General features: G+C 56.4%; 21 protein-coding genes. 12 read left to right on the top strand and 9 right to left on the bottom strand.

Annotated features, from left to right (window positions below; translation table 11 throughout):
* Window positions 1–219: 219 nt before the first annotated feature.
* The 4 genes from G3M63_RS17260 (at window position 220) to G3M63_RS17245 (ending at window position 6,409) form a co-directional block, all read left to right on the top strand.
* The gene (locus G3M63_RS17260; RefSeq protein WP_163983918.1) at window positions 220–2,130 is read left to right on the top strand and encodes a DUF1302 domain-containing protein; all 1,911 of its coding nucleotides are present in this window, start codon (window positions 220–222) and stop codon (window positions 2,128–2,130) included.
* 32 nt (window positions 2,131–2,162) lie between these two features.
* Window positions 2,163–3,527 carry a DUF1329 domain-containing protein gene (locus G3M63_RS17255; protein WP_163984318.1) on the top strand — a complete coding sequence of 455 codons (1,365 nt, stop codon included), beginning with the start codon at window positions 2,163–2,165 and terminating at the stop codon, window positions 3,525–3,527.
* Window positions 3,528–3,987: 460 nt separating this feature from the next.
* Window positions 3,988–5,319 carry a DEAD/DEAH box helicase gene (locus G3M63_RS17250; protein ID WP_163983917.1) on the top strand — a complete coding sequence of 444 codons (1,332 nt, stop codon included), beginning with the start codon at window positions 3,988–3,990 and terminating at the stop codon, window positions 5,317–5,319.
* A gap of 451 nt (window positions 5,320–5,770) precedes the next feature.
* Window positions 5,771–6,409 carry a transposase gene (locus G3M63_RS17245; RefSeq protein ID WP_163983916.1) on the top strand — a complete coding sequence of 213 codons (639 nt, stop codon included), beginning with the start codon at window positions 5,771–5,773 and terminating at the stop codon, window positions 6,407–6,409.
* A gap of 256 nt (window positions 6,410–6,665) precedes the next feature.
* On the opposite strand, the gene G3M63_RS19810 is transcribed toward G3M63_RS17245, so the two are convergent.
* The 9 genes from G3M63_RS19810 to G3M63_RS17200 form a co-directional block, all read right to left on the bottom strand.
* Window positions 6,666–6,935 carry a VanZ family protein gene (locus tag G3M63_RS19810; protein WP_371923593.1) on the bottom strand — a complete coding sequence of 90 codons (270 nt, stop codon included), beginning with the start codon at window positions 6,933–6,935 and terminating at the stop codon, window positions 6,666–6,668.
* Between the two features lie 292 nt (window positions 6,936–7,227).
* A complete protein-coding gene (locus tag G3M63_RS17235; RefSeq protein ID WP_371923592.1) occupies window positions 7,228–9,318 on the bottom strand; it encodes a YjbH domain-containing protein in 2,091 nt (696 codons plus the stop codon).
* A 25-nt stretch (window positions 9,319–9,343) separates the two neighbouring features.
* Entirely contained in the window at window positions 9,344–10,147 is an 804-nt protein-coding gene (locus G3M63_RS17230) for a capsule biosynthesis GfcC family protein (protein WP_163983913.1), read from the bottom strand.
* Complete coding sequence (locus tag G3M63_RS17225; protein ID WP_163983912.1) at window positions 10,144–10,803, bottom strand: YjbF family lipoprotein; 660 nt, start codon at window positions 10,801–10,803, stop codon at window positions 10,144–10,146. The genes G3M63_RS17230 and G3M63_RS17225 overlap by 4 nt, the downstream gene beginning before the upstream one ends.
* Before the next feature lie 12 nt (window positions 10,804–10,815).
* Window positions 10,816–11,847 carry a polysaccharide biosynthesis/export family protein gene (locus G3M63_RS17220; RefSeq protein WP_306110142.1) on the bottom strand — a complete coding sequence of 344 codons (1,032 nt, stop codon included), beginning with the start codon at window positions 11,845–11,847 and terminating at the stop codon, window positions 10,816–10,818.
* A gap of 162 nt (window positions 11,848–12,009) precedes the next feature.
* On the bottom strand, window positions 12,010–12,306 hold the full coding sequence (locus G3M63_RS17215; RefSeq protein ID WP_163983910.1) for a hypothetical protein: 297 nt from the start codon (window positions 12,304–12,306) through the stop codon (window positions 12,010–12,012).
* 95 nt (window positions 12,307–12,401) lie between these two features.
* Window positions 12,402–14,612: a polysaccharide biosynthesis tyrosine autokinase gene (locus G3M63_RS17210; RefSeq protein ID WP_163983909.1), complete on the bottom strand. Its 2,211-nt coding sequence runs from the start codon at window positions 14,610–14,612 to the stop codon at window positions 12,402–12,404.
* 28 nt (window positions 14,613–14,640) lie between these two features.
* Window positions 14,641–15,078, bottom strand: a complete 438-nt coding sequence (locus G3M63_RS17205; RefSeq protein WP_163983908.1) for a low molecular weight protein-tyrosine-phosphatase — start codon at window positions 15,076–15,078, stop codon at window positions 14,641–14,643.
* A 734-nt stretch (window positions 15,079–15,812) separates the two neighbouring features.
* Entirely contained in the window at window positions 15,813–16,853 is a 1,041-nt protein-coding gene (locus G3M63_RS17200) for an IS110 family transposase (protein ID WP_163983907.1), read from the bottom strand.
* A 288-nt stretch (window positions 16,854–17,141) separates the two neighbouring features.
* Here G3M63_RS17200 and G3M63_RS17195 point away from each other — a divergent pair, with 288 nt between their 5' ends.
* From G3M63_RS17195 to wbpD, 8 genes are all read left to right on the top strand, one after another.
* A complete protein-coding gene (locus G3M63_RS17195) occupies window positions 17,142–17,777 on the top strand; it encodes a hypothetical protein (RefSeq protein WP_163983906.1) in 636 nt (211 codons plus the stop codon).
* Window positions 17,774–18,604: a nucleotidyl transferase AbiEii/AbiGii toxin family protein gene (locus G3M63_RS17190; RefSeq protein ID WP_163983905.1), complete on the top strand. Its 831-nt coding sequence runs from the start codon at window positions 17,774–17,776 to the stop codon at window positions 18,602–18,604. The genes G3M63_RS17195 and G3M63_RS17190 overlap by 4 nt, the downstream gene beginning before the upstream one ends.
* 688 nt (window positions 18,605–19,292) lie before the next feature.
* Window positions 19,293–20,699, top strand: coding sequence for an MBL fold metallo-hydrolase RNA specificity domain-containing protein (locus G3M63_RS17185; protein WP_163983904.1), 1,407 nt, complete (start codon window positions 19,293–19,295; stop codon window positions 20,697–20,699).
* Between the two features lie 245 nt (window positions 20,700–20,944).
* Window positions 20,945–21,454 (top strand): transcription/translation regulatory transformer protein RfaH, encoded by a 510-nt coding sequence (rfaH, locus tag G3M63_RS17180; protein ID WP_163983903.1) that lies wholly within the window; start codon window positions 20,945–20,947, stop codon window positions 21,452–21,454.
* 406 nt (window positions 21,455–21,860) lie between these two features.
* Entirely contained in the window at window positions 21,861–23,690 is a 1,830-nt protein-coding gene (gene glmS / locus G3M63_RS17175; RefSeq protein ID WP_163983902.1) for a glutamine--fructose-6-phosphate transaminase (isomerizing), read from the top strand.
* A gap of 74 nt (window positions 23,691–23,764) precedes the next feature.
* Window positions 23,765–25,081 (top strand): UDP-N-acetyl-D-glucosamine 6-dehydrogenase, encoded by a 1,317-nt coding sequence (gene wbpA / locus G3M63_RS17170; protein WP_163983901.1) that lies wholly within the window; start codon window positions 23,765–23,767, stop codon window positions 25,079–25,081.
* A gap of 30 nt (window positions 25,082–25,111) precedes the next feature.
* Window positions 25,112–26,062, top strand: coding sequence for a Gfo/Idh/MocA family protein (locus tag G3M63_RS17165; RefSeq protein ID WP_163983900.1), 951 nt, complete (start codon window positions 25,112–25,114; stop codon window positions 26,060–26,062).
* Window positions 26,055–26,639 carry a UDP-2-acetamido-3-amino-2,3-dideoxy-D-glucuronate N-acetyltransferase gene (gene wbpD / locus G3M63_RS17160; RefSeq protein WP_163983899.1) on the top strand — a complete coding sequence of 195 codons (585 nt, stop codon included), beginning with the start codon at window positions 26,055–26,057 and terminating at the stop codon, window positions 26,637–26,639. Before G3M63_RS17165 ends, wbpD begins: the two co-directional genes overlap by 8 nt.
* Window positions 26,640–26,641 lie beyond the last annotated feature (2 nt).

Below are 26,641 nucleotides of genomic sequence, written 5' to 3'. Positions count from 1 at the left end.
ATGTAATAAAAAGTAATGTATGGATGGCCATTAGGCAAAAAATAAGAACAAAGTATTCCTGATTTGTGATGCGGGTCATTCCAGCGGTGAATGTCCGCCCTCGTCAAAGAATCGGTCCCATTCGGACAAAACAAGCGAAAATGCCATGACAGACTAACCATCGATGCAGGGACCCATCCCCATCCGTGCATTCATGGTTAAACCTAATGGAGCAGCACAATGACAAAAAAAATGCATGCCTGGACGCTTTCGGCGCTACCGCTGGCGATAAGCTTGGCCAGCCTTTCAGGGACGGCACATGCGGTTAACTTCAATATTGGGCCTATCGACGCACAGTTTGATTCGCAGTTGTCGATAGGGGCGAGTGTGTCTACCGCTGACGCCGACAAGCGTTTCATTCACTTCGATACCTCTGTTGACGGGGTGCCGCAAGGTGGTGAGGCCGTAGCGCGGACCACCGATGATGGTCGTCTCAACTATGAAAGTGGCGACGTTTTTTCCAAGATTTTCAAAGGCTCGCATGACCTGGAGTTGCGTTACGGTGATAGCGGGGCATTCTTCCGCGGCAACTATTGGTACGATTTCGAAACCAAGGACGGCAGCCAGCGCTTTTACGATATAAGCGATTCAGGTAGACACCCACTGCAGCAGGGTTCCGGTGTGCAATTGCTGGACGCCTTTGTCTATCACAACTACTCCATCGGCAATAACCCCGGTAACGTCCGTCTCGGCCGCCAAGTAGTGAGCTGGGGTGAAAGTACGTTCATCCAGAATTCAATCAATTCCATCAACCCTATCGATGTCTCGGCTTTCCGCCGCCCGGGTGCGGAGATCAAGGAAGGGTTGCTGCCGGTCGAGATGCTCTATCTCTCGCAGGGGCTAACAGACAACCTGAGTATGGAGGCCTTTTATCAGCTCAAGTGGGCTCCAACGGTGGTTGATAACTGCGGCACCTTCTTTGGTACGGACACCGCCGGCAGAGGCTGTACTGATCGGCTGGTTGTAGCGGGTCCGGACCGGCCACAAGGCGATCCAACGCTGCAAGACGGCGCGCTGTCCGGGTTGGGGGTGACTGATTACATAGTGCGTCGCAAGGACAAAGAGGCCAGCGACAGCGGTCAGTACGGCCTGGCGTTCCGCTGGTACCTCCCGGCAATGAACGACACGGAGCTCGGTTTTTACGCAATGAACTACCACAGCCGTGCTCCTCTTTATTCCAATATCGCTGGGCGGGCGTTGGGACCGAATGCGCTCGTCGACGCGGAGGAAATACCGGAAGCCGCGCTGGGTCTTCCAGGAGTCATCTCGCCAGTTCAGGGCTACCAGGGAGATTTCGGGCCGGCCGGGTATTTCTTCGAATTTCCTGAAGATATCCGGCTCTATGGTCTGAGTTTCCAGACCTCGCTGGGCGGCACCTCGGTTGGTGGTGAAATCTCTTACCGTCCGAACATGCCGATGCAGATCAGCACCGGCGACATGAGCCGCACGGCCCTGCTGAGCGCGGTGGTACCGCTCGCAGGAGGAATTGCTATACCCGGGAGCGACAACACTCACCGCGGCTTGGCCGGCAATGTTGATGCGGGTGACTACATTCAAGGCTATGACCGCAAAGAATATATCCAGGCTCAGATCACCGCAGTGCATTTTATCGACCGTATTTTTGGCGCTAGCCGCCTGGCCCTGGTCGGCGAAGTAGGTGTCGCGCACATCGGTGGAATCAGCGAATCCCCCGGCAAAACAAAATACGGGCGTGACTCGCTGTTCGGGCAAAGCCCCTTCGCAGACGGTACTTGCTCCTCCGATGATGGAAGCTCTCCACGGGGTGCTAGCTGGTGTGAAACAGATGGTTTCTACACCAGTACTTCGTGGGGTTATCGTATTCGCTCCAGTCTGGAATACAGCAACGTGTTTGCCGGCGTTAACCTCAGCCCGAGCCTGGCATGGTCACATGATGTAGAAGGCTATGGTCCGAGTTTCCAGGAGGACGCCAAGTCTATCAGCGTCGGCCTGAATGCTGATTACGCCAACAAGTACAACGCCAGCCTGAGTTACACCAACTTCTTCGATGGCAAGTACAACACCATGGTTGACCGTGACTTCGCTGCGTTGAGCGTTGGCGTCAGTTTCTAAGAGCGCAACAGGAGAAAATAAAAATGAAGCGTATGCGAAAAACTCTATGCGGTGTCGGTGGTCTGGCTTTAAGTCTTGTTGCATCTGGCGTGATGGCGCAATCATTAACCCAGGATGAGATCGATAAGCTGGGTAATGAACTGACGCCGATCGGCGCAGAAAAGTCAGGTAATGCGGACGGAACCATCCCTGAATGGACGGGCGGTTTGCCCACCGATGCAGGCCAACCTCTGGAAGATAACTTCTACGAGAACCCATTTGCGAATGATCAGCCAGAATTTGTCATTACCGCGCAAAACTATCAGGAGTACCGCGAAAAGCTGACACCCGGACAGGTCGCGATGTTTGAGCGTTACCCTGACACCTTTCAAATGCCGATCTACGAGACCAAGCGGACTGTGGGCTATCCCGAAGAGACCTATGAGCAGGTTAAGCGGACGGCAGGGCAGGCCAAGCTGGTCAACGGCGGCGATGGCATCTCTGATTTCTCCCACGGCAGTTTTGCTTTCCCGATTCCAAAATCGGGCGCGGAGGTGGTCTGGAATCATATGACTCGAGCGCGTAGCAACGTCAAACGCTGGTATATGCAGGCCATGCCGCAGACCAACGGCTCCTACAACCTGATCAAGATGGAAGAAGAGGTTGGCTATCCGCAATACATGGATGATGTGAATGAAGCGGAAGTGCCGAATACCCTGCTTTATTTCAAGCAACGTGTGAATGCCCCGGCGCGTCTGGCGGGTAACGTGCTACTGGTACACGACACGCTCGATCAGCTGAAAGAGCCGCGTATGGCCTGGGTATATAACGCAGGGCAACGTCGGGTTCGCCGGGCTCCTCAGGTTTCCTATGACGGCCCGGGTACTGCTTCGGACGGTATGCGTACTTCCGACAACTTCTCCATGTATAACGGCGCACCCGACCGTTATGACTGGAAGTTGATCGGCAAGAAGGAAATATATGTCCCGTACAACGCATACAAGCTGACCGAGAAAGGCGTCAAGTATGACGACGTGCTCAAGGCTGGTCATATCAACCCCGAGTTCACCCGTTACGAGCTGCATCGAGTGTGGGAAGTACAGGGCGACGTCAAGCAAGGGCAGCGTCATATCTATGCCCAGCGTAACTTCTTTGTCGACGAAGACTCATGGATGATCAACCTGGCTGATCACTACGATGGTCGCGGTACCTTGTGGCGCGTAGGGGAAGGCCATATCGCCTTTGCCTATAAGGAGAAGCTGCCGGGCTACGCCCTCGAGACTCTGTATGACCTCTTGGCTGGCCGTTATATCGCCCTGGGTATGTACACAGAGGAAACGTCAGCGCCGCAGTATGATTTCGATCCATCCTACAACCAGTTCACCCCTGCAGCTTTGAGAGCCTCTGGTGTGCGTTAAGCAGTAAGCTGATCTAATCGTTTGGGATTCAGGGACATCCTCGGATGTCCCTTTTTTATGCGTGCTGTGTGGGAGTGCGTGCGCCTGCGGGCCGCGCTCGGACTCGCCTACGGTTCCTGGGGTTGGCGTGCGCCTCGGTCCGCGTTCGGACGCGCCGAAGGTTTCCTGGGGTTGGCGTGCGCCTGCGCGCCGACGAGGTTGGTTTTCAGAATGGAGTCCTTACACAGCCTTGGCGTAGCGCAGGCGCGCTACACCCCCAGGGAGGGCGCGACTGCTTTGGGCTGGGGCTTCCTGGGGTTGGCGTGCGCCTGCGCGCCGACAGGGTGGACCGCGTTCGGACTCGCCGACGGGGCACGCACCGCCAGTCCATGACCGATGCGCTATCTCATCACCGTCAACGCTTCTACTGTTACACTGTCGCCCATTACCATTCCGACGATTCCAGTAGAGCGAAGCTACCTTGTTTACCGAATTCAATCTGCACGAACGCCTTCTCAAGGGCCTCGAAGCGCTGTCATTTGAAACGCCCACCGATGTCCAGAAAGCGGCGATTCCGGCTGCAATCAACGGCGACGATCTGTATGTCATCGCACAAACCGGAAGCGGCAAGACAGCTGCGTTCGTACTGCCGATTCTGCAGCGCATCCTGAATGAAGAAGGCCAGCCACAAGCCCCGCGCGCATTGATCTTGTCACCGACCCGCGAATTGGCCAGACAGATCCTGCAGGACATTCAGAAGCTGGCGAGTTTCACATACATCAAAGCCGAACTGGTAATTGGTGGCGAAGACTTCAAGGTGCAAGCAGCCAAACTCCGCAAGAATCCCGACATCATCGTTGCTACACCTGGCCGGGCGCTTGAGCAGCTGGGCGCGGGAGTGAACCTGGATTTATCCCAGGTGCAGACCCTGGTAATCGATGAAGCTGACCGCATGCTCGACATGGGCTTCAGCGAAGACGTTATCAAGATCGCCGAGGCCTGCCCGGAAGCGCGGCAGACCCTGATGTTCTCCGCCACCAAGGGCAGTGGCGGATTGCAGCGCTTGGCCAAAAGCGCCATGCGCGAGCCGGTGATTCTGGAACTGGACAGCGTGCGCGACGACACTCCCGCGATAAAACAGCAGGTAATGGCTGCGGACGACGTAACGCACAAGGAAAAGCAGCTGAAATGGCTATTGGCCAATGAAAACCCTGGCAAAGCCATCGTGTTTACCAACACCCGCGTCACTGCAGACCGGCTGAACGGCGTATTGCGTGCGGATGACACCCTGCGCGTTTACGTACTGCATGGTGAGAAAGATCAAAAAGACCGCAAGTTGGCCATCGAGCGTTTCAAGGAAGGCAAAAGCGGTGTGCTGGTAGCCACCGATGTCGCCGCGCGCGGACTGGATATCAGCGAGCTGGATCTGGTGATCAACTTCGACATGCCGCGCAGCGGTGACGACTATCTCCACCGTGTCGGCCGTACCGGCCGGGCAGGGGCGGAGGGCATCGCGATCTCATTGGTGGCGCCGCACGAATGGAATCTGATGTCGAGCATCGAGCGCTATCTGCGGCGCAACTTCGAACGGCGAGTAGTCAAGGAAATCGAAGGTAGCTTCAAAGGCCCCAGGAAGGTCAAAGCCTCCGGCAAACCGGTAGGCGCCAAGAAAAAGAAAGACGACAAGAAGAAAGACAAGCCGAAAAAGCCCAAGTCCAAGAAGCATGCCGGCCGGAGTAAGTCATCTCCGACGCCGGTTGGGCAGGTTGTGACCAGTGCAGATGGTCTGGCACCGCCAAAGCGTCGGGATTGAAGGGCTGGAATCTTCCCTCTCCTGATATATCGGTGATGTTTGGGATAATGGCGTAGCGCAGGCGCACTACAACCCGAGGTTGGCGCAGCGAGTGGGGTTCCCCTGGGGTTGGCGTGCGCCTGCGCGCCGACGGGGTGGTCCGCGCTCGGACTTGCCAATGGCATCGGTTTCGGAGGACGGTATCATCGCACGGCATCGGCGTAGCGCAGGCGCGCTACACCCCCAGGTTGGCGCAGCGAGTGGGGTTCCCCTGGGGTTGGCGTGCGCCTGCGCGCCGATGGGGTGGACCGCGCTCGGACTTGCCAACGAGCCTGGTCGGCGGCTCGGGTGCTGTTCGGACCGCTGACAGGACTAGTGCACCACCACCAATTTCAAAAAATGAGCATCAGCCCGCGTCACTCTCAAACCTCGCTTGCTAACCTCGTCTCTCTTATAAACAGGGAAGACGATCATGCGCTCGAACCGCGAGCCCACCGATACCTCATGGAAAGGCTGGTATTACTCCGGATCTGCCCCACACCGCGATGTCCCGCAATGCATTCAGTTTATTACCTTCCGTTTAGCTGACTCGATTCCCCAGCATGTGCTTCGCGAACTCGAGCGACAATCAAAGACACTTCCCGATTCCGAACGCGGCACTTTCAAGCGCAGTAACATTGAACGTTGGTTGGATAGCGGGCTCGGTTGTTGTGCGTTGCGTAACGACAGAATGGCTGCTGCGGTGGAGGAAGCATTCAAACACAACCATGGACGCCGGTACCGACTGATTGCCTGGTGCATCATGCCGAACCATGTGCATGTGCTGATCGATACCTGGTATTCATTGCCCAAAATCGTTCAAACGTGGAAGTCAGTCACGACGCGGTGGATGTTGCTGAACAATGAAAAGCTGGGTTTGGGAGTGCCCGCACGGAGCTTATGGATGCGGGATTACTGGGATCGTTTTGTTCGGGATGAGCATCATTTCCGGACGGCTGTGAATTATATTCACCAAAATCCTGTTAAGGCCGGGCTTTGCCAATCTGCTGATGAGTGGAGATGGTCTAGTGCATATGCTGGAGATCCGGGGGTTGATCGGGCTTTGGCGTAGCGCAGGCGCACTACACCCCCAGGGCGGCGCAGCGGACTGGATCTGGGGTGCCCTGGGGTTGGTGAGCGCCTGCTCGCCGTCGGGGGTTGGTGAGTGCCTCGGATCGCGCTCGGAATCGCTGGCGGGCTTGGTGTGGCTGGTAGTTTGGCGTAGCGCAGGCGCACTACACCCCCAGGGTGGCGCAGCGGCTTACTGGCTGGGTTTTCCTGGGGTTGGCGTGCGCCTGCGCGCCGACAGGGTCGGGTTCACGTGCGGCTCAAGCCCTCGAAACACCCGGATGAAAGCGCTTTCGGCTCCAGCTGCGCCAAGCCCAGATGAGCCCTAATCCGATCGCAACACCGATGCTATTAGCGTATAGATCATACACATCAGCACTGCGTGTCGGATGGAACGATTGCACCATCTCCACGGCCAGGCCCACCGCAAACATCAAAACAAAACGCACCCACCAGCGCCATCTGGGGTGCCCGAGATAACTTAGTAGAGTACAGGCGCATAATCCGCCGGCGTGATAAAGCACGGCCATGCCGCTGAACGCTACGGGCGGTGGGGTAGGGCGCATGCCGAGGAACATACCGAGGCATACCAGTGCATAAAACATGATGCGAAATGCCGGGCGCCATCGAACCCAACCGTGTATGACCCTAAACCACATATCTGCTCCAGAAACCGGCGCAACCAATGTTTAGCCCGCTTTTATTTCGCGGCTCGGTTATTTAACGAGGTTCCGCCGCTGGTCAGTGTGCTTATCGGCCCAAGCCGCGTGAGAGCCGTCGATATCGATCCCGTCGTGGTCTTTTTACAGCCAGCGAGACACCTCACTTCATAAGCTGGCCAAAACCACGATTGAAACGGTCGGTATTGCGCGTTTCAGTCATGTCGTACAGTTGATAAAAGCGAGACAGACGTGCTCCACCGTCCCGGGTCAATGGATTCCAGGCGATGCTCCCGTATGATTTCGAGGACCGGGCAAAGAATGCGTCGAAGGGAAACGTAAAATAGATCCCTTTATCGAAGCTACCTTCACCAAAGTCTTCTGAGGGCACGTCAGTTCTGGTCGCCCAGGCACCGACGATAATACCGTTATTGAAACGGCGGGAAAGCTCCAGGGTGGCACCATAATCGCCGGCGAGGTAACGGCCTACGCTGCCCCGGGCCAGGACATCATAAATGTCGGTTTGCAAATAACCGGTCATATGTCCCGTCCAGGTGGAATAATCGCGAAAACTGAAGTCCTGGCGGAATCCGCGCTGCCTTACCCAATTGGCGTCTACCCCTATAGCCCAGTCCGAGCCATGCGGACGCAATAACACCTCGCCGCCGACCCCGCCAAACATGCTCTCCAGTACGCCGGCATAGCCCATGGCGTAAAGATCGCTACCAATACGCTGTGTCTGGGTATATTGCAGATGTTCAAGTACGACATCGGAACTGGTCAGGTACTCTCGAACGTTCGTACGAACGCGAGGTAATTTGCTGGGAGCGTCGTATTTGAACTTGTCAAAGTTATTGATCAGGTCTGCGCCTACACTGCCATGCACCCATTGGTTGCGGCTGAAGCGATATTCACTGCTGACCCGTGCAAGGAACTGGTAAAGAATAAAACCATCCGGACCGCCTACGTTCTGGTTGTAACCCAGCGATAGCCCTATATCGAATTTATCCAATGTCTCGCTGTGTACCACATCCTTGCTTACTATGCTTGGCGTCGCCGTGACAGTAGCACGACGCATCTGCTCGAGCGTCAGACGATTTTCTTCGAGAGCGCGTAAACGGTCAGGACGGATACTGTTTTCACTTGTCTCCATGCCACGCGGTTTGTTGACCAGCGTATACCAATCGTAGGTGCCCTTACCGAGACTGTTATCCAGAACCCGCGAGGCACGACCCAGTCCCTTGGCTTCTTCGCGGTACGTGGTCTGATTGCCCGTGACGATGACTTCCCGGTCTTTGATGGCAATCTCTTCCACCGCAAAGCCTGCGTTGTCATGGAGGCGATTGCTAACGTCTTGCCAGTCGACCTGGCTAGCGGTTACGCCCGCGGGGAGAGCTCGTCGCGGCTCGGGAGCCGGGTCAAGTACCTTGGGCGGAAGCGGACCGGACTTGAGATTGGTCGAGAAACTGATGCCGAACATCGCGGTATTGCCACGCTCCCATCCTGCGGTCAGGTCAATCCCATGGCTCAGGCGAAACACCGCAGCCAGGTTGACCGACGAATCCTGATCCTGATTGTTTGCCTGCGGCTCGGACTTGTAGTCGTTACCGTCAAGTTCAGCTTTCAGGCGCAGCCGATCCCAAGGGGTTTGATACTCGACACCGCCGAAAATACCAACTGGCCCGCTAAAGAACGCGCTTGTATTAAATTCTCCGCCCACCTCACCTGTCGAACCGGCGCGTCCCTCATCGCGCAAACCAATCTCAGCCAAGGGATTGCTGACATCTCCACGGTTGCCGATATAGCCCCAAGCCAAACCCAAGCTGAGATCTAAATCATAGAAGCGCTTGTTCGCAACCAAAAACTCACTGGAGAACAGGCCAGTCCCGCCCATATCGCGGAAGCCGAGCGCTACCTGCGGCAGCCAGTAACTTTCTTCCCATAACCGAAACTTGGCATCGATGGCTTTATCTTTGTAGCTTTGATCGCCCGCGATCGCCTCACCGTATTTGCGGTTGGTAATCGCGATATAACGGATATTTGCCTCAAGCCACGGCAAAGGCTGCACAGAAATGCTGTAACGGCTGTAAGGTGAGGTGCGATTGGCATTGAAGCTGAAGCCGCCTTCCGGCGCCATGCGGGCGCTCGGGGTCTGCAATAGCCCTACACCACCAAAGTCGTGCTGGGTGGTCCGATAGCGGTCAGCCAGCCCGACCGCCGGCCAGCCGAGGCCAGTGGAGATCAGCGGAATCAACAACCACCGTCTGAATAAGAAAATACTACTCACCAAAGCGGCCCCCGAGCTGATACTGGGTAGCCAGGAACTCGGCCAGTTCCCTGTTGATGTCTGGTGTTTCGGCTGATAGCCGTCCGGGTTTGACCGGAACATAGAGCACAGCGCCTACCGCAACGTTCGCCTGCTCGGCATTCCAGTGTGCGATACCGTTCAGCATCAATTTGCCGTCCGGCTGAATAACATAAACATAGCTTGGGTCGGCCAAAGTGAGGCGGTTGCAGAGCCGCAGGTAGTCAGCGGGTTGAAACGTGGGGGAAAAGTTCAGCTTGCAGTCTCGCTCCACCGCGCCGGTAACAGTGACATGATCCGGGCGACGTGGATAACGTATCCGGTCCCCGTTTACGAGCGGATCATTGTTCGCCGGGAGCAGCTGTTGCAACGGGTTAAGCTGTGCGACTACCCGCCCCGTGACCGGCATCGATTCGATGGTTATCTTGAGGCGGTCGATCAGAGCTTGTAGGTCTACATTATCTTCAGCCAGTGCATGCACTCGGTTGACTTGCAGGTCGAAGAGTATGCCAGCCTTCAGCCGTACCTGTGGCTCCATAGCCGATTGCCGTAGCAATGCTGCGCCCAGTGGCCAGGCCTGAGTACTCACCTTGCCAGTCGCCGAGGCATCAAGTAGTCGGGCCCCTGGCGCAAACATATAACTGCCAGGGGCGAGAACCGCGCCCTCGATATCAGCAAGTATTCGTTCGTTCGGAGTGGTTACCTGAGCCTGGCTGATCACAGATATGCAGACCCCAGCCAGGAACAACGAAGATTTCACCAGGCGCACCAGCTTCATGGTTGTTTCACTGTCTGGTGCAGCTCAACCAGGTGAAGCGCCGGCAGGTCGGGTGCGAGGTGCTGAGTGCTTGCTACGACTTTGCCAGAAGCCTGGTCCAGCCAATAATGGTTGACGGCCTTGAAGCCGATAGTCGGCATGCTGATGGCCTCGTCTAAACGCAGCAGCTCTCGCTCGACACCCATGATCTGCCGTTTTTCCAAAGGTCCGGTGCGGTACTGGGCGCGCTGGGGCACACCTGTGAGATACCGAGCCGGTAGATCTACCTGGCGAGTAACTTCCAGATCAGTTTCCAATGTGCGCAGATCCCGTAAGAACGGGTCGTCGGGCAGGAGTGGAGCGATCACGTCAGCCTGTTCGGGCAGGCCCGCACTTTGTATCACACGCCCGTTCTGCGTCACTAGCGCCTGGCTCAGTCCGTGCCATTCAGCGATGCCGTCGGTGCCCGAAGCCAGTATCAGCAGCGCTTCCGATTGCTTCAGGCGTGCAGACAGGGCCGGACGATCCAGGCTGTTTACATAGTCAGTGGTAATAACCGAGTCGGGCCCGACGATTGCCAGCCTGATAGTGTCGTAGGAAGTGGCCGCCAACGAGCTGCAACCATTAAGCAACACCGCCACGAACGCGAGCAGCCCCGCGCGCAAAAGGGTATCCAAGTTCACAACCCCTTAGTTGCGGTTCGTCACGTCTTCGTCGATTTCAAGCGTCGTGCGGAAGATGTTGGCGGAGGGGAACAGCTGACTGATAAAGCGGTTCCAGCGCGTGATACCCGCAGCGCCGACAAAGACGACATCCTGAGGCTGCATCTCGAACTGTTCAGCCAGGATGAACGATGCGGGAGACTTGGCATCAAGCTGGAAGACGGTTGCCTTCTCGGTCTCAATATTATCAACGCCTCGAATCACATACACTTCACGCCCGCTGGAGGTTTCCGGCGAAGGGCCGCCTACGGTGGCCAATACTTCGCTCAGCGACATGCGGCTGGTGCGGTAGGGCAGGGCACGGGGCGATTTGACTTCACCCATCACAAACACCTTACGGTTGTCGTTCAGGCCAAGGTGCAGCTTGTCCCCAGCGCGCATGTAGATATTGCCGATCTGGCTGGGCATGCTGGTCAAGCGGTCATAGTCCAGCTCGTAACTGCGACCGTTGCGAGTCAAGCTCAGGCTGGACAAGTCAGCCCGTACCGGGTCGATGCCAGCCAGGCCCACTGCTTGCAAGAGTGTCAGTTGCTGTGCGTTTACCGCTAGATAACCAGGGTTCTGGAATGCACCACTTACGATGATTTTCTGGCTGTTGTATTCCATTACGTTCACATCGACCTGAGGCTGCTCGATAAAACGAGCCAGGCGTGTTGCGATCAGCTCTCGCAGCTCTTCGAGTGTCAGGCCAGCAACCTGTACCTTGCCGATAAAAGGATAGAAGAGGGTGCCGTCGTCGCGAACAATACGAGCGTTGGCAGCGTCGGTCTGCTGGTTGCCACCAGGTACAGTTAGCTCGGGGTGATCCCAAACTGTTATAAAAAGCGCGTCATTCGCTCCAATACGGTAGTTTTCGGGCTGATAATTCAACAACACTTCGGGAATGGCTAAGCGCCGAGCGGCTGTCTGATCTTGGGCAATCAACTTGGGAGTGATCTCTACCAGCTCGACCATGCTGCTTTCGGCAGAGTCCTGACTCGTCAGATTCTGCTTGTCCATATGCATCCCTGGGGAAAACATGCAGGCTTGTAGCAACAGTAAGGAGGCCCCCAGGGCGGCAAGCGGGAATCGGGTCATGAGCTGAGTCTTTGCAAGAATTGAAGTTAAGCCGAAAAAAAGCCACCCGCTGTTCCGGGTGGCTTAGTCAGTCACTGCCAGCCTTTAATTAGTGCCGGCCGTAGTTCCTGTCGTAGTGCCCGTGGTGCCAGTAGAGCCGTTGGAGCTGGAGCCGCCGCTGTTAGAAGCAACAGCCGCTGCGGCGCCGGCAACAGCAACACCAAGACCGATTGTAGTGGCGCTCAGGCCACCAATGGCAGTACCAGTAGCGGCTGCCGAAGTGCCAGCGCCAGCAGTCGTGCCTGCAGCTTCGGTCGCTGCAGCTTCGTCAGTCTGAGCGAAGCTCATGCTGGAGGCCAACAGTAAACCAGTAGCCATTATTGCCAATGCTTGTTTCTTCATTATTCAACTCCCTGTGGTGTGATTGCATTTTGATTATACGCAGTTCCGAATACCGTGGAACCCCTTGCTCCAGAGCGCTTTGCGAGCAGGTAGATTCAGCTGGCGTCGGATTTGTACTCGTATTGGTAGTAACCATAACTGCCGTAAGCCGACGCCTTTTTCTCAATGGCGTTGAAAATAGCGCCCTTGATTTCGATCCCGTTATTGCGGAACCGCTGCAGTGTCATTTCAACCTCTTTGGCCGGGTTCAGGCCGAAGCGGGTAACGATAAGACTGGTGCCAGCGAACCGGCCGACAAGGGCGGCATCGGTTACCGCGAGGATCGGCGGCGTATCGATAATGACCATGTCGTAGGTTTCGCTCAGCTGCTTGATCAGCGATTCGAAATTGGCATGCATCAAGAGCTCAGACGGATTGGGCGGTATCTGTCCTCGGGATATCAGGTGCAAGCCTTCGACTTCCGTCTCGTGTGTCACTTCTGCCAGCGTGTGGGAGTTCACCAGCACGCTCGACAAGCCCTTGTCAGGGTTTGCGCCAAGCAGTTTGTGCACGTATCCCTTGCGCATGTCCCCGTCGACCAACATCACCCTTTGGCCGGTCTGGGCGACAATTGCCGCCAGGTTGGCCGATACAAATGACTTGCCCACTCCCGGGCTCGGGCCGGAAATCATCAGCACGTTGTTCTTCGCTTCCATCATCGCAAAGTGCAAGCTGGTGCGCAGGCTGCGCAGCGCCTCGATGGCAAGATCCGCCGGGTTGGTATTGGCAAGTAGGTGGGAGCTCTGCCGGTGCGAGCTTTTGCCCTTGAAACTGCGTTCCATGACCTCCTGATCTTTACTCAGCGGGACGCTGGCATATACCGGCAAGCCGAGCTGCTCGATAACTTCGGGGCTTTCAATGCCACGGTTCATTGCGTGTTTCAGCAGCGCAATGGCGACGCCCAGCATGCCGCCGAGCAATGTGGCCAGCACCACGATCAGCGCCTTTTTCGGTTTGACCGGCTTGGTGGTGTCGACAGCCGCATCATCAATGATCCTGACGTTACCCACCGTACCTGCACGCATGACGTCGAGCTCCTGGCTCTTGTTAAGCATCTGCGTATAGATTTCGGTGCTTACCTGAACGTCGCGGGCCAGACGTAGCAGCTCCTGCTGGGTATCAGGCAACTCCCCGACGCGGTTGAGAATTCTGTTACGGCGCTCTTCCTGCTGGGCGATCTGGCTCATCAGCGCCTGATAGCTGGGGTGGTCCGCAGTGAAGCGGCGCTGAAGTTCTTCCTGGCGTAGGCGTAGCTCGGAGATAGCTGTTTCCAGCTCCACCACCTGGCTCAGATAGGACTGGGTCTCGATGCTGATATCCACTGAGCCGGCCGAGGCCTGGTAGGCGTTGAGTGCTTCTTCGGCACGCTCCAGATCACGACGAACCTGAGGCAACTGATCCTGCAGAAACTCCAGGCTCTGTTGCGCCTCTGCCGATTTACGCTCGACGTTCTGGCGTACGTACAGACGGCTCACTTCATCAAGGGTGCGCATGGCCTGTTGCGCATCTTCACTTTCCAGGCTCAGAGACAAGATGCCTGAATCGCGACCTTTTTCACTTGCACCGATTGCTTCCTGATAGGCAATCACTGTGCTCAAATGATTGCCTTTCGTGAGCAGAAACTCTGTTCCCGGGCGGGCGACCAGCTCGGCGATTTGCAGTTTGAACCCGTCTGTATTGACAGCCTCACCGACCGAACCGGACAGCAAACGGGCTCCGGTATCATCAAGCAGAGTGAAGCCGCCGTTGCCGTTTGCCTGCAGTGTTAGTGGCTCGCCCACGTAGTGCTGCGGCACTTCCAGTTGAAATACATCGATTTGCTCGCCACCCCAGGCGTAGCTGTCCAAACCAAACAGCGGTTCAGCTACGGCTGCATCAGGGCTGGGATTGAAGCGGCGCTGGACGAAGGCGCCAATGACCGGGAACAGCTTCGGCTCAGCCACGACGGTCAGCTTGAGATTATCCACTGCCTGACCGATAACGCTACGTGATTTGAGTAGTTCTATTTCGGTAACGGCGGGCGATGTGCTTGAAAGAAGATCGCTTTCACCGAGCAGGCTGCCTATGCCAGACGATTTTTCTTCGATCTGGATAACCGCATTGGCGACATACACGGGGGTAGTGAGCAGAGCATAGGCGATGCCGACAACAGCAAACAGTCCTGTACACGCCACAATAATCCATTTGTGATCTATCAGAGCCCCAAGTAGGGCCAACAGATCGATTTCCCCGTTTGATTGCTCCGGGGAAGCGACAGCGTTTTGCATCAGCTTTTTCTTCAGTAGGTAAGAGAATTCACTTCAGATAAGGCAGCCAGGCATCGGCTGCCTTATCAAGAATCTTGTACACGTGTACAAAGGCGGGGCGGGACTGACGGTATGGATCAGGGGCTTCGCAATTGTTCAGCCAGCGGCCAAACAGAAAGGTTTTGCCGCGCGCTTCGGGAGCGAGCTTGTGAACCGATTGTATATGTCGGTTTTCCATAACCAGAATCAGGTCTGCTTCGCGAATCATACGCGGGCTGATCTGCCGTGCCCTGTGCATCGGTAGGGAGAGTCCCGCTTCAGCCATAATAGCAGCAGCATTGGGCTCGACCGGCTTACCGACCAGCGCGCCGAGGCCGGCGGAGCTTACCTTGATGTCCCGCTCTCCGAGCTTGCTTTTCAGCAGCGCTTCGGCTGTTGGGCTGCGGCATATATTGCCAACGCAGACGATCAGTATTGAATCAAACATTCAGGTAGAGCCATCCGAGGTTAGCGCGAGGGTGGGCAGATACGGCCGCAACTCTAAGTACATACCTCGCTTGGGTCAATACTGTTTTGCAAGACTTTAGCAGTGTAGTCAAAGGATTGGCGGATAAGAAGGTCGGGCCATAAAGTTGTCAGCCTGAACAGGCATACGGCTCGTCTGGCTTAGCACCAATGGGACGTGATATTTAACCCCGAAAAACCGTCCGTCAGACAAATAACAGGCGATGTTCTGCTGACTCCCGGCTTCGGCTTGGGTCTTTCGTCGAGCGTCGAGCGTCGCGCTCGCGCGATGGCTTCGACTCTGGTCTTCGTAGGAACGTAGCCCTCGGCGCGACGGCTTCGGCTTTGGTCTTTCGTAGGAGCGTAGCCCTCGGCGCGACGGCGACCGCAGGGCGCCCCGGGGTCAGTGCTGCTTCAAATGGCTGGCTTCCAGCCAGCGTCGCGCCGAGGGCGAAGCTTATATGGACCCGTCCCGTGTTGCAAGCCACATGACATTCGAGAATGAGATTGCACGCTTATATCCGGCCTTGTAGATCGGGGTGTACTGCCCCTGGCCATTATGAGATGTGCATTCACTGTCCTTAATCTCCTACTCGGCTTCCAAGAGCCAGGCGTCGCCTAAGGTTTCAGTGAATCGATCTTATCTGTCGTGTCGTAATGGTCTGCGCAACCTCGGACGAGTAGTAACTCTGTTAACTATCTGCCGCTGTCAGTCTCTCAGGCTTCCAGGCCTCGCATTGGCTGGTAGGGCTGGCCTGTTTTCATGATTGCCCAGACGATACGAGCCAGCTTGTTCGCCAGGGCCACCACAATCTTGTTCACATGTTTGCCTTCCATGCTTTTGCTTTTAACCCAGCGGCCTAGTCGCGAATCATTGTCCGGCTGACTAAGCACCCGGTACGCCGCGCGAGCGCCATGTACCAACTGTTTGCGCACATGCTTGTTCCCTTGCTTGGAAATGCCCAGCATTTTTTCTACACCGCCCGTAGCATGCTGGCGGGGAGTCAGTCCCAAATAGGCGCTGAAATGTCTACTCGACTTGAAGTGCTCGGCGTCACCAGCATGGCTATAAAGCAGCGTCGAATTAATCGGCCCTATACCGGGCAAGCTCTGTATCGCCTCGCAGACTGCACTTTCCTTAGCAATCAGTTTCAACTCACGGTCGTAATCTGCAATCCGTCGCTCGCGCTCCAGCCATTGCTCGCGCAGATCATGGATCAAGTGCCGAGCGCGTACACTCAGTGTTTGTTCAGCATCCTCAAGTATCAACGGCACCGTCTCACGCAGACTCTTGTGCCCTTGGGCAATGGTGATACCCATTTCCAGTAGCAAGCCGCGCAGCTCGTTGCCGATCGCCGTCTTCTCCTTGACCAGACGTTCACGTACCCGGTGCAAGGCCTGGATATCCAGTTGTTCAACTGACTTTACTGCGACCGAAGGCATACTAGGTCGGGCAGCAGCTTCGGCAATCGCCTGAGCATCACGCTGGTCATTCTTGTGCACCTGCACGAAGGGCTTAACGTAGCGCGGGTGAATGATCTTCACCTCATGCCCCAGCGCCTTGATTTGCCGAGCCCAGTAATGCGCTCCACCGCAGGCTTCCATGGCGACCAGACAGGCTGGCTGAGTGGCTAGGAAAGGCAGCAATTGGTCACGCTTGAGCTGCTTGCCGAGTACCTTATGCCCCCGGCTATCGTTGCCGTGAAGCTGAAATACCTGTTTGGCTAGATCGATGCCAATAATGCTAATCTTGCTCATGGATGGACCCTCCTGCTGTGATGCCGACCCCGTGATTGTGGACAAACTCAATCATGGCACAAGGTGGGACGGGTCCATCTCATTTCCTACCGGTACGTGTTTTCGCGAGGCCGATACTATCGTTCCGGCTTTGCGGGAAGCGCGCTTGCACGCGAGATGCCATGCCTGGGAACGCCACCTTGGGGTGTAGCGCGCCTGCGCTACGCCAAGTCTGGCTGACTGCTATTTTTTGCAGAGATAATCGATTATTATCCGATTATCCATGTGAAAAACGTCAAAGGCGCACGTTTGAACAAGCAGATTCGATCTCTGGGCAGTATCCCCTTCAATCATGGAACCTTGCTTTCCTATCTGGGGGGATACCGCAGACCCAACGACAAAATTGCCCGCATGCTGGCAAACGGTGATCTGATCCAGCTCAAAAAAGGCCAGTATGTATTGGGCGACGAGCATCGTGTCACGCCGGTCTCACTACCCCTGGTCGCAAACCTGCTATATGGCCCGTCATATGTTTCTCTGGACTTCGCTTTGTCCTGGCATGGCTTAATCCCGGAAGGCGTATTTGAAGTCAGTTCGGTCACGACGCGTCGTGCTCGCCGATACGATACGCCGCTGGGCAGGTTCTCCTATACACGTACCTTCGCTGACCTGTACGGCGTCGGCATAATGATGGAGCGTAATCCGGACGGCAGTCACTTTCTGATCGCCAGCCCGGAAAAAGCCTTGTGCGACAAAGTGCTCTTCACTCGGAATCTGCACGCTACAACAACCCGAACGATGCACGTTTTTCTGGAGGACGACTTGAGGATTGATTTTGATGTGCTGAGTGAGTTGAACCTTGAGCCGGTCCGCCAATGTGTGGCCACAGGGCACAAACCACGTCAGCTGCGGGCCCTGTGCAAGGTATTGGAGGGCTTGCAATGAACGTCGTTGAGCAGATGTTGCAGCGCTACCCCCAGGACAGTAACGAGGCTCGCGCTCATGCGCTGCGTGAGGTGATGCAGGAAATCGCGCTTGCCGGGTTGTATCGTGGCGGCTTTTTTGACGTGGCTGCATTCTACGGCGGCACATGTCTGCGCATTTTTCATGCGCTACCGCGGTTTTCGGAAGACCTGGATTTCTCCCTACTGCAGCCAAACGCTGGCTTTGCTCTTGAACCTTATTTCGATGCAATGCAGGAAGAGTTTGCCGCCTTTGGCTTTGAAGTGGAGATTTCGGCGAAGCCGAAGGCTGCCACCTCTGATATCGCTTCGGCCTTTCTAAAGAAAACTGCCAGCGTGTATGACCTGCGCATCGCCGGAACGAAACTCATCAAGATCAAGTTCGAAGTGGACACTGACCCACCGCTGGGCTTCGTCCATGAGGAACAGCTGCTTTTGCAGCCGTACTCGTTTTACGTTAAGTGCTTCGCCTTACCAGATCTCTTTGCCGGAAAGATGCATGCACTGTTGTTTCGTCGGTGGAAAAACCGGGTTAAAGGCCGGGATTGGTTCGATTTTGAGTGGTATGTGCGTAGAGGCTGCCCATTGAACCTGGAGCACTTTACCGAAAGGGCCAGGCAGAGCGGTGATTTGGATGGTGCTGTCCTTTCAGAAGAAGCTTTTCTGGGAATGCTTGAAGCACGCATCCGCTCACTTGACGTTGATTCAGCGAGGCAGGATGTAGCGCGCTTCATCAAGACACAGGCGCAGCTGGATATCTGGTCGCAGGATTATTTTTTGCAACTTGCCCGGATGATCCGGTTTCAATAGGTGATCTTTCCTCACCTTCGGCCTCGGTTCTGCTGTTTTCGTATACGGGGCGCCCCCGGCGCGACGGCGTCCGCAGGGCGCCCCGGTTTTTGGTGTGGTCTTGATTGGCTGGCTTTCAGCCAGCGTCGCTCCGGGGGCGAAGCTCCTACGGGTTAGTGTTTCGCCAGAACCTGTACTTTGGTTCCGGTTCTGGTGTCTCCACGAATAACGGAATTGCTGCGGGAGAAGCGATTTCTTGAGACGTTCGAGCACTAGCTCGTACCCTGGGGGTGTAGCGCGCCTGCGCTACGCCAAATCCCGCAGCCACACCAAACCCCGTCGGCGCGCAGGCGCACGCCAACCCCAGGAAAACCGTCGGCGAGTCCGAGCACGGCCCAGCCTGGGGGTGTAGCGCGCCTGCGCTACGCCAAATCCCGCAGCCACACCAAACCCCGTCGGCGAGCAGGCGCTCACCAACCCCAGGAAAACCCGTCGCGCCTCCGGGAACGGCCCTCCTGGGAGTGTAGCGCGCCTGCGCTACGCCAAGTTCAACAGCCACACCCGTCCCCGTCGGCGAGCAGCCGCTCACCAACCCCAGGAAAACCGTCGGTGAGTCCGAGCACTGCCCACCCTGGGGGTGTAGTGCGCCTGCGCTACGCCGAATCTCCAGCTACACTCCAAACTCCCCAAGCAAAAGGACTTTGCTCAAATGCCAACCGAATACCCCTACATCCAACACCACGGTGCCGTAAAAGGCGTCACCGGCTCCTGCCATCAACTATGGCTATCCCCAACCGCCAGCCTCCTCATCGATTGCGGCCTGTTCCAGGGCGCTGAAACCTCTGGCAACGGTGCAGACGCCAATAACCTCAACGTCGAATTCAGCCTCGACACCGTCAAAGCCCTGATCGCCACCCACGTACACATTGACCACATCGGTCGATTGCCCTGGCTGATCGCCGCCGGCTTCAAAGGCCCGATCCACTGCACCGAACCCTCCGCATTACTAATGCCTACCGTGCTGGAAGACGCTTTCATGGTCGGCATCAAGCGCGATGCCACATTAGCTGAGCGATTCGTCACCCTGGTAGAGCAACGGCTACAAGGCCACTCCTACAAAACATGGATAACGGTAATAGACGAACCAGAGCTAACCTGCCGAATCCGCTTCCAAAGAGCAGGGCACATACTCGGCTCGGCTTATGTTGAATGCGACGTCCGCTACCCAGCCACCGGCCTCAAGCGACGCATCGTCTTCTCCGGTGACCTGGGCGCACCGCACGCCCCCATGCTGCCAGCACCCAAACCGCCATGCCGCGCCGACGTGGTCGTACTGGAAAGCACATACGGCAACCGCAACCATGAAGACCGGCGCACCCGTCAAGCACGGTTCAAGGCCGTACTTGAGCAAGCCCTGTCCGACGGCGGCACCGTATTGATTCCCGCCTTCAGCATCGGCAGAACACAAGAGCTGCTCTATGAGCTGGAAGACATTCTCACCAGCCTATCCAAGCCAACCCTGCCGGTAATACTCGACGCGCCCTTGGCCACCAAATTCACCGCTCTATACCGCGAACTGAAACCCTACTGGAATGACGAAGCCCTCAAACGCGTCAGCCAGGGCCGTAAGCCCTTAACTTTCGACCAACTACTCACCACAGAAAGCCACGCCCAACACCTGGCCATGGTCAACCGCCTGGCGCATACCTTTCAGCCAGCGATCGTCATTACCGGCAGCGGTATGTGCAATGCCGGGCGCATTATCAACTACCTCAAGGCCATGCTCGGCGACCCCAGGCATAACGTGCTCTTTGTCGGCTACCAGGCAAAGGGCACACCCGGCCACGCTATTCAGCAATACGGCCCCAGGGGCGGCTATGTTGATCTGGATGGCGAGCGCTTCGATATAAAGGCGGGCGTGCACACCATCGGCGGCTACTCCGCCCATGCCGACCAAAACGGGTTGGTGAACTTTATTACCGGCATGCACCACTTGCCTGAAGAGGTGCGCCTGGTCCACGGGGAAACAGACGCCAAGCAAGCCCTTGCCGAAAAACTGGCCCAGCAAGCCAAGCAAAAAGCCCATCCGATGAAAATAATCATTCCGTCTGGCTAAGCGTCCCCTACAATGCCGCCAGCCAATTCATTGGCCTCCCGAGCGGTCGCGTTTAACATAAGCGCAACCGCTCATCAAAAGGGAACTTTCACATCTTGTAACTGTCGCTTCGCCAAATTATGATGCCCGCCTGTTGCACAGCATCGTTGCCATGCTCGCTCTAGAGCGGTTAGTTCATGGCTGAAGTCACTGTGCAGGTTATGAACGAATGCGCAGTCACCGGCTGACGCCGGAAGCAGGACAGGATGCCCACCACACCCACAAGCAATCCGCAGTGGTATGTCGTGCAATGCAAAGCCAGGCAGGACGCCCGCGCTGAAGACAACCTACGCAACCAGCACATCCCTTGCTATCGCCCCGTACGTACAGTGGAGGCGATTCGTCATGGCAAACGCGTGCTCATAGAAGAAGCGCTCTTCCCCGGTTATGTGTTCGTTCATCTCTGCCGCCTGACCGATAGCTGGCACACCATCCGCTCGACCCGCGGCGTACTGCGCCTGGTTGCCTTCGCGGACACGCCTGTACCTGTAGCTCCCGGATTGATCGAAGCGATCAAACGGCGACTGGCCGCCACAACAGACCAACCCCTGTTCGAGCCCGGTAGCCCCGTCACGCTGACCGAAGGCCCGTTCAAAGACCTGGATGCCATTTTCAGCAAGGCCGACGGCGAAGAACGGGTGATCATCCTGCTCAACGTGCTGCAGCGCCAACAGACCCTCAGCGTCCCGTTAAAGAGCATCAGGCCAGCAGGCTAAACCGAACACTGATACATAGGCGGGCTAGCACCCCGTCCGGCTCCGCCGTTGCCTGATGCATCCACCCAGGCCCGCAGAGTCAGAAAAAACCAACAAGGACTGTTCTCAAGAATTCAACAACAAATCTTGTGGCGGTAGCGTGTCTGGAGAGCAATAAGCTGCAAACGCACCGACTCGCTCTAACGCGCCCTGCTTTTTGTAGGAGGGCCGACCCGGCCCGACGGCGTCCGAAGGACGCCCCAAAATAAGCATGTAGCACCGGTTCTCGTAGGAGCGTAGCCCCCGGCGCGACGGCGTCCGCAGGACGCCCCAAGGTTTCTCTCTGTAAATAGAAACCAGCACCACCAGCACCACCCAAAACAGCCACACCAAGCAATTAAAAACAAATCAGGACACCCCGACCCCCATGTGCGGAATTGTAGGCGCAGTCGCCAAACGCAACATCACCCCCATCCTGCTGGAAGGCCTGCATCGCCTCGAATACCGCGGCTACGACTCCGCCGGACTGGCTGTACTGGCGGAGGGCAATGGCCTGCTCCGCGTACGCGCCAACGGCAAGGTCGCTGAGCTGGAAGCGGCACTGCAAGCCACCCCAGCCATTGGTCAGCTGGGCATTGCCCACACCCGTTGGGCCACGCATGGCAAACCCGCCGAACGCAATGCACACCCGCATCTGTCCGACCGGCTAGCCGTCGTCCACAACGGCATCATCGAAAACCACGCACAACTGCGCAAAGAGCTGATCGAAGCCGGCTACACCTTTACCTCGGACACCGATACCGAAGTGGTTGCCCACCTGGTGGCATTCCATTACAGCCGCAAACCCGATCTGCTGTGCGCCTTCCGCGCTACCCTCAATCAGTTACACGGCGCCTACGCGCTGGGTCTGATCCATGAGGATGAACCCGATACCCTGTATTGCGCCCGCATGGGCAGCCCGCTCGTTATTGGGGAGGGCAGTGAAGAACACTTTATCGCCTCCGACCCGCTGGCCCTGCTGCAGGTAACGGATCAGTTCATCTATCTGGAAGAGGGCGACTACGCACGCCTGACATTAACCAGCCGTGACGTATGGAGCCGCCAGAACCAGCCACGGAACTACCCGGTCACACGCTACGAGCATGCAGCTCACAGCCTGGACAAGGGCGAGTACCGCCACTACATGCTCAAGGAAATGTATGAGCAGCCCGCAGCCATAGCCGACACCCTGAGCGGCATTCTCGGTGAAGACAGCGTACTCACCGCCGGCCTGGGCCCGGATGCCGAAGCACGCCTGAAAGACGTGCAAGCCATCCATATCGTTGCCTGCGGCACCAGTTACCATGCCGGCCTGGTTGCCCGTTACTGGATTGAAGAACAAGCCGGCCTGCCATGTCAGGTGGAAGTGGCCAGCGAGTTCCGCTATCGCAGGGTATCCGTCCCGGCCAATACCTTATTGATCACCATTTCCCAGTCCGGTGAAACAGCCGACACCCTGGCCGCACTGCGTCATGCCAAGCAGCAGGGCTACCTCGCCAGTCTGGCCATCTGCAACGTAGCCGGCAGCTCTCTGGTACGCGAAGCCGACTGGCGCCTGCTGACCCACGCCGGCCCGGAAATTGGCGTAGCATCCACCAAAGCCTTTACCACTCAACTGGTTGCTCTGCTTTGGCTGACCACAGCCCTGGCCCAGGCCAACAGCCGCGCCCCGGAAATGATCAGCGCCAACGTGCGCGCACTGCGCGGCCTGCCAGCGCTCATCCAGCAAGCACTAGCGCTGGATAGCGAAATCGAAACACTGGCCGCCACCTTCGCGAACAAGCACCACGCACTCTTTCTTGGCCGGGGCACCCATTACCCCATCGCCATGGAAGGGGCACTCAAGCTCAAGGAAATCTCCTACATCCACGCCGAAGCTTACGCCGCCGGTGAACTCAAACACGGCCCCCTGGCTTTGGTGGATGAAGACATGCCCGTCGTCAGCGTCGCCCCCAGCGACAGCCTGCTGGAAAAACTCAAATCCAACCTGCAAGAAGTCCGCGCACGCGGCGGCCAGCTGATCAACTTCGCCTGCGAAAGGGCAGACCTGGACAACGGCGAAGGCATCACCCACATCAAGATGCCCTGGGTATACGAAAGCGTATCCCCGATCGTCTACACCATCCCGCTACAACTGCTCAGCTATCACGTAGCGCTGGTAAAAGGCACAGACGTAGACAAGCCCAGAAACCTGGCCAAATCCGTCACAGTGGAATAATTCGCAATACCAGCGCCCAACCGCACTGAACCACCCCGCCATTTTCAGAATCAATGAGCCCCTCAGGTATCGATATGACAGTTAACACGCAGCAAGCAGCGATTGAGAAGTTCAAACAGAAGGAAGCCCTAATCGGCGTAGTAGGCCTGGGTTATGTAGGTCTGCCTCTGATGCTGCGTTACAACTCGATCGGTTTCCGGGTGCTCGGTATCGATATCGACGATGCAAAAGTCAACAAGCTGAACGCCGGTCAAAGCTACATTGAGCACATCCCCGCAGACAAAATTGCAGCGGCACGCCAAAGCGGTTTCCAGGCCACTACGGATTTCACTCGGGTCAGTGAATGTGACGCGCTGATTCTCTGCGTGCCCACTCCGCTGAACAAATATCGCGAACCCGATATGAGCTTCGTCATCAATACAACTGACGCGCTCAAACCTTATCTGCGGGAAGGCCAGGTTGTATCGCTGGAAAGTACAACCTACCCAGGCACAACAGAAGAAGAGCTGCTCCCTCGCGTACAGGAAGGCGGCTTGGTTGTGGGTGAGAACATATTCCTGGTTTATTCGCCAGAACGTGAAGACCCAGGCAATCCAGACTTCGAAACCCGCACCATACCCAAGGTCATCGGTGGCCATACTCCGGCTTGTCTGGAGGTGGGTATCGCGTTGTATGAGCAAGCTATTGATCGGGTGGTAGCGGTCAGCTCTACCAAAGCAGCTGAAATGACCAAGTTGCTCGAGAACATCCACCGGGCGGTCAACATCGGCCTGGTCAATGAAATGAAGGTCGTCGCCGACCGAATGGGCATCGACATCTTCGAAGTGGTCGATGCAGCCGCTACCAAACCTTTCGGCTTCACCGCCTATTACCCAGGCCCGGGCCTGGGCGGTCACTGCATACCGATTGACCCCTTCTACCTGACATGGAAGGCGCGAGAATACGGTGTTCACACGCGTTTTATCGAACTGTCTGGCGAGGTCAATCAGGCCATGCCCGAATACGTGCTTTCCAAGCTGATGGATGGTCTCAACGATTCAGGCAAGGCGCTCAAGGGCAGCCGTATTCTGGTCCTGGGTATCGCATACAAGAAGAACGTCGACGACATGCGTGAGTCTCCCTCTGTAGAGATCATGGAGCTGATCGAAGCGAAGGGCGGCATCGTTGCTTATAGCGATCCGCATGTGCCGGTATTCCCTGAAATGCGTGAACACCACTTTACGCTAAGGAGTGAAGCGCTGAGCGCGGAAAATCTGGCTAGCTTCGATGCAGTAGTGCTTGCAACAGACCACGACAAGTTCGATTACGAGCTGATCAAGTCTGCGGCGAAGCTGATTATTGACACCCGCGGCAAGTACCGCGCTCCGGCAGGTCACGTGATCAAAGCTTGATTCAGCTTCGTAGTCATTTTAGGAATAAATATGAAGAATTTTGCACTGATTGGCGCTGCAGGTTACATCGCGCCACGTCATTTAAAAGCCATTAAAGAAACGGGTAACAACCTGGTCGTGGCAATGGACGTGAACGACTCCGTGGGTATTATGGATAGCCATTTTCCTGAGGCCGAGTTCTTCACTGAGTTTGAAGAGTTTTCCGGTTTCGTTGAAGACCTGAAGCAAAAGGGTCAGAAGCTTGATTACATAGCAATCTGCTCTCCGAACTATTTGCACTTGCCGCATATGAAATTTGCATTGCAAAACGGCATTGATGTGATATGCGAAAAACCCCTCGTGCTGAATACGGCCGATCTGGATACGCTGAACCGGTATGAGAAAGAGTACGGGGCTAAGGTCAATTCCATTCTGCAGCTGCGCCTACACCTCTCCATCATTGCCCTGCGGGACAAGGTTCAGGCAGCCCCCGCTGGCAAGGTGTTCGATGTAGACCTTACGTACCTTACGTCACGCGGGAAGTGGTATCTGAAATCCTGGAAGGGCTTTGACGAGAAATCCGGCGGGGTAGCAACCAACATCGGTGTGCATTTTTACGACATGCTGCATTTCATCTTCGGCAAGATCACCCATAACGAAGTGCATTATCGTGATGAGAAAACCTCGTCCGGTTTCCTGAAGTACGAGCGCGCCAACGTGCGCTGGTTTCTATCCATCGATGCGAAGCACCTACCCGAGAATGCTGTGCAGGGCGAAAAGCTCACCTATCGGAGTATCGATATCGAAGGCGAGGAGCTGGAATTTTCCGGCGGATTTACGGATCTACATACCCAAAGTTATCAACGCATTCTTGCGGGCCAGGGGTATGGCGTAGAAGACAACCGCGCGGCGATCGAAACCGTTGACGTCATGCGCAAAGCTGAGCTGGTGCAGAATCCGGAAAATCCCCACCCATTGCTCAAAAAGGTGCTGCATGGCTGACTACTACCAACACCCCAGCGCCATCGTGGACGATGGCGCACAGATAGGTGGAGGCTCCCGTGTATGGCATTTTGTCCACGTATGCGGTGGTGCCCGTATCGGCAAAGGCGTATCACTGGGCCAGAACGTATTCGTTGGCAACCAGGTTGTCATTGGGGACCACTGCAAGGTGCAGAACAACGTGTCGGTCTACGACAACGTAACGCTCGAAGAGGGCGTGTTCTGCGGCCCCAGCATGGTATTCACCAACGTCTATAACCCACGCTCGCTGATCGAACGCAAAGATCAATACCGCGACACCTTAGTGAAGAAGGGCGCAACCCTGGGCGCAAATTGCACCATCGTGTGTGGTGTGACCCTGGGTGAGTACGCCTTTATTGGCGCCGGTGCAGTCATCAATAAGAATGTACCGGCTTATGCGCTGATGGTTGGCGTACCCGGAAGACAGATAGGCTGGATGAGCGAGTACGGTGAGCAGTTGAACCTGCCGGTAACAGGCGAGGCGGAAACAACCTGCCAACACACCCGTGCCCGATACGTACTCAAGCAGAACACGCTGACGAAAATCGACGTTTGATG

The sequence above is a fragment of the Pseudomonas sp. OIL-1 genome (assembly GCF_010669185.1).
Classification (GTDB): Bacteria; Pseudomonadota; Gammaproteobacteria; order Pseudomonadales; family Pseudomonadaceae; genus Halopseudomonas; species Halopseudomonas profundi.
Note: the sequence above shows the minus strand (reverse complement) of the source record. Positions and strands in the feature narration are given on the sequence as shown.

Excerpts from the sequence above, each read along its gene's own strand:
- G3M63_RS17230 (WP_163983913.1), bottom strand. The coding sequence starts at position 10,147 with ATGAAGCTGGTGCGCCTGGTGAAATCTTCGTTGTTCCTGGCTGGGGTC.
- G3M63_RS17165 (WP_163983900.1), top strand. The coding sequence starts at position 25,112 with ATGAAGAATTTTGCACTGATTGGCGCTGCAGGTTACATCGCGCCACGT.
- G3M63_RS17245 (WP_163983916.1), top strand. The coding sequence starts at position 5,771 with ATGCGCTCGAACCGCGAGCCCACCGATACCTCATGGAAAGGCTGGTAT.
- G3M63_RS17190 (WP_163983905.1), top strand. The coding sequence starts at position 17,774 with ATGAACGTCGTTGAGCAGATGTTGCAGCGCTACCCCCAGGACAGTAAC.
- G3M63_RS17215 (WP_163983910.1), bottom strand. The coding sequence starts at position 12,306 with ATGAAGAAACAAGCATTGGCAATAATGGCTACTGGTTTACTGTTGGCC.
- glmS (WP_163983902.1), top strand. The coding sequence starts at position 21,861 with ATGTGCGGAATTGTAGGCGCAGTCGCCAAACGCAACATCACCCCCATC.
- G3M63_RS17210 (WP_163983909.1), bottom strand. The coding sequence starts at position 14,612 with ATGCAAAACGCTGTCGCTTCCCCGGAGCAATCAAACGGGGAAATCGAT.
- rfaH (WP_163983903.1), top strand. The coding sequence starts at position 20,945 with ATGCCCACCACACCCACAAGCAATCCGCAGTGGTATGTCGTGCAATGC.
- G3M63_RS17220 (WP_306110142.1), bottom strand. The coding sequence starts at position 11,847 with ATGGACAAGCAGAATCTGACGAGTCAGGACTCTGCCGAAAGCAGCATG.
- G3M63_RS19810 (WP_371923593.1), bottom strand. The coding sequence starts at position 6,935 with ATGGCCGTGCTTTATCACGCCGGCGGATTATGCGCCTGTACTCTACTA.
- G3M63_RS17260 (WP_163983918.1), top strand. The coding sequence starts at position 220 with ATGACAAAAAAAATGCATGCCTGGACGCTTTCGGCGCTACCGCTGGCG.
- wbpD (WP_163983899.1), top strand. The coding sequence starts at position 26,055 with ATGGCTGACTACTACCAACACCCCAGCGCCATCGTGGACGATGGCGCA.
- G3M63_RS17205 (WP_163983908.1), bottom strand. The coding sequence starts at position 15,078 with ATGTTTGATTCAATACTGATCGTCTGCGTTGGCAATATATGCCGCAGC.
- G3M63_RS17200 (WP_163983907.1), bottom strand. The coding sequence starts at position 16,853 with ATGAGCAAGATTAGCATTATTGGCATCGATCTAGCCAAACAGGTATTT.
- G3M63_RS17185 (WP_163983904.1), top strand. The coding sequence starts at position 19,293 with ATGCCAACCGAATACCCCTACATCCAACACCACGGTGCCGTAAAAGGC.
- G3M63_RS17255 (WP_163984318.1), top strand. The coding sequence starts at position 2,163 with ATGCGAAAAACTCTATGCGGTGTCGGTGGTCTGGCTTTAAGTCTTGTT.
- wbpA (WP_163983901.1), top strand. The coding sequence starts at position 23,765 with ATGACAGTTAACACGCAGCAAGCAGCGATTGAGAAGTTCAAACAGAAG.